Annotated in this window: 4 protein-coding genes; all 4 read right to left on the bottom strand. The window is 72.2% G+C overall.

Features of this window, described 5'->3' with window-relative positions; all coding sequences use genetic code 11:
• Nucleotides 1–731, bottom strand: a 731-nt coding sequence (locus AC1D2K_RS32760; RefSeq protein ID WP_478094358.1) for a c-type cytochrome, incomplete at its 3' end; no start/stop codon positions are given.
• A 7-nt stretch (nt 732–738) separates the two neighbouring features.
• On the bottom strand, nt 739–1,521 hold the full coding sequence (locus tag AC1D2K_RS32755; protein ID WP_478094356.1) for an ABC transporter ATP-binding protein: 783 nt from the start codon (nt 1,519–1,521) through the stop codon (nt 739–741).
• Entirely contained in the window at nt 1,515–2,591 is a 1,077-nt protein-coding gene (locus AC1D2K_RS32750) for an ABC transporter permease (RefSeq protein ID WP_478094354.1), read from the bottom strand. The genes AC1D2K_RS32755 and AC1D2K_RS32750 overlap by 7 nt, the downstream gene beginning before the upstream one ends.
• Nucleotides 2,588–3,074, bottom strand: a 487-nt coding sequence (locus AC1D2K_RS32745) for an ABC transporter substrate-binding protein (protein ID WP_478094352.1), incomplete at its 5' end; no start/stop codon positions are given. The genes AC1D2K_RS32750 and AC1D2K_RS32745, both read right to left, overlap by 4 nt.

Genomic DNA, 3,074 nt, shown 5'->3' with positions numbered 1-3,074 from the left:
GCGCACCGCACCTCGACATCGGGCAGGCCGACGGGGCCTGCCCAGGCCCCGGTCGCGCGCAGGCTCTGGCCGGCAGCCTGGGCCTTCATGAAGTCGATCAGCGCCCAGGCCTCGCCGTCGCCGAGCTGCGCAAAGGCCGGCATGGTCGCGGCACCGTGGCGATCTTTCATGCCGTGCAGCAGGTGCCAGAGCAGCTCGCCATCGGCGCGCCGCCAGAGCAGCGGGCCGGCCAGGTCCGGCGGCCAGACCGGCTGGGCCGCGGCGAGCGGGCCCCGGCCGCGCCCGTCGACGCCATGGCAGGCGGCGCAGTGCCGCGCATGGAGTTCGCCGCCGCGTGCCATCGAAGCCACGTCGAACCCGGTCGGCGACCGGTGAAAGCTCGTTGGAACCGCAGGCACGAACAGCACCGCGGCCTGCGGCCACGGCGCGGCGACGAGCAGCAGCGGCACCGCCGCAATGAAGAACCAGCGCGGCTGGCGCCAGAGCCCCGCGAGCAGCAGCGCCAGCGCCGCCAGCGCCAGCACGAGCAGGGTCAGGGCCAGGCGCCTGGCCTGTCCGGCGTCGATCAGCAGGTTCTCGCCCGACAGCCGCAGCGCCCAGGGCCAGGCGGCCTGGCCATGGCTCGTTCCGGCCAGGCCGGCCCAGGCCAGCAGCCCGAGCAGGCCTTCCTGCGCCCTCTGCAGCCACCCGACCAGCGGTTCCAGCCACGCGGCATCCGGTGTGCGGACCACCGTGGTGTCACCAGGTCGCGTCGAGGCCGAGGTGCCGCAGCGCCTCGTGCCGCAGCGCCGCCAGCCGCGGGTGGCCGCGATGCCGCGGGTACGGCAGGTCGACCACCAGCTCCGCCGTGATGCGCGCCGGCCGGTCGCTCAGCACGATCACGCGGTTGGCGAGGAACAGCGCCTCTTCCACGTCATGCGTGACCAGCAGCGCCGAGAAGCCGGCACGCTGCCACAGGTTCACCAGCTCGCTTTGCATGGCGATGCGCGTCAGCGAGTCCAGCTTGCCCAGCGGCTCGTCGAGCACCAGCAACTGCGGATCGTTGACCAGCGCGCGCGCCAGCGCCACCCGCTGCGCCATGCCGCCCGACAGTTGGTGCGGAAAGCTCTTCGCGAAGTCGCCGAGGCCGACCAGCGCGAGCGCGTCGTCGACGCGCCGGCGCTGCGTCTTCAGCAGCCCGCGCGCCTGCAGGCCCAGTGCCACGTTGTCCCAGACGCTGCGCCAGGGGTAGAGCGTCGGGTCCTGGAAGACGACGATGCGCGAGGGATCGGGCCGTGCGATCGGCACGTCGTCCTGCGTGATGCGGCCGGTGGTCGCAGGCTCGAGTCCGGCCACCAGCCGCAGCAGCGTCGACTTGCCGCAGCCGCTGGGCCCGAGCAGCGCGACGAACTCGCCCGCACGCACTTGCAGGTCGATGCCGTCGAGCACCTGCAGCACGCCGCCCTGCTGCCTGAACCAGTGGCTAACCGCCTGGATGTCGATGCGCGCGCCGGCCTGCGCGACGGTGGCGGCGCTCACCATTTGACGGTCCCCTTCTGCCATGACAGCGCACGGTCGCGCACCTTGAACAGCAGCGTGATCAAGCCCGAGCACAGCACCGCCATCACCAGCAGCGCCGCATACATGTTCGGGTAGGCGGCCCAGCCCTGGGCCCACTGCAGGTACCAGCCGAGGCCGGCCTTGACGCCCATCATCTCGGCCGTCACGAGGACCGAGAAGGAGGCCCCCAGCCCCATGAACAGGCCGACGAAGACCTGCGGCAGCGCCGCCGGCACCGCGACCCGCAGCACCAGGAACCACTCCGGCGCGCCCAGCGTGCGCGCCACGTCGTAGTAGCTCTTGTTCACCGAGGCCACCCCCGACCAGGTCAGCACCGCCACCGGGAAGAAGGTGGCGAGCCCGACCAGGAACACGGCCGCGGCATAGCTCGATGGCGCGAAGAAGAAGGCCAGCGGCAGCAGCGCCGAGGCCGGCACCGGACCGAGGAAGCGCAGCACCGGATGCACCCAGTAGCCGGCGATGCGCGACCAGCCGATCCACACACCCGTGGCGAAGCCGACCCCCGCGCCCAGCACGAAGCCGTGCGCGAGCAGGCGCAGCGAATGCGCGGTCGAGAGGCCGAGCCGGCTCCAGTCCTCGACGGCGACATCGAGCAGGCTCTGCGGCGGCGCGAAGAAGGGCGGCGGCAGCAGGCCCATCTTGGCCGTCAGCGCTTCCCAGAGCGCGAGCAGCAGCGGCGCGGCGATGAGCCACTGCCCGGCCGGGCGCAGCTGGCGGCCGATCCGTCCGGCGCGGGCGCCGAGCAAGGCCAGCACCCCGAGAGCGACGGCGACGGCGATCGCGCCGATGCCGAACTCCTGCGTGAAGTTCCAGTCGCTGAAGCCGACCTCGCGGTTGGGCCAATAGACGGTCAGCACGCCGAGCGCCAGCCATGCGGCGGCTGCGACGAGGCCGGTGCGCCAGACGCCGGTCACGGCGGGCTCGTCCAGCACGGCGGGCGTGGCAACGGGCCGCGCGTCGCGCCGGGCCGGCAGGCGCGCCGGCGCCGCCTGAGGCCGCGGCGCGCCGAGGATGTTCTCGGCGGTCGTCATGCCAGCACGTCCACCGACACGTGGTTGGCCAGCCGCGCCGGATCGGTGCTCGACTTCAGCACGCCGACCGAGCGGAAGTCGCGGGCATAGAACTCGACCTCGTCGCGCAGGTTCTTGCCGACCGGGTGATGCGCGTGCGTCAGCGTTCCGAGCAGCGCCTGCAAGTCCTCGACCGGCACCTTCGGCGAATACTTCGCGAACAGCTTGGCCGACTCGTTCGGGTTCTCGGCCACGAAGTCCGAGGCCTGCACGATGGCGCGCACCAGCGCCGCCACCACCGGCTTCTCCTTGCGCACCAGTTCGCCGCGGGCGCCGACGATGCAGCAGACCTTGTCCTTGTACTCGCCGGAGAGATTCGATGCGAGTTCCTGGTAGCGCCCCTTGTTGCGCTTCTCGATCAGGTAGAGCGTCGGGTCGCCGTCGGCGATCGCCTGGATCTCGCCCTTGTTGACCGCGATGTCCAGCAGGTCGGCCGGGTACTGG

The organism is Variovorax sp. P1_H12_2 (assembly GCF_056405335.1).
Note: the sequence above shows the minus strand (reverse complement) of the source record. Positions and strands in the feature narration are given on the sequence as shown.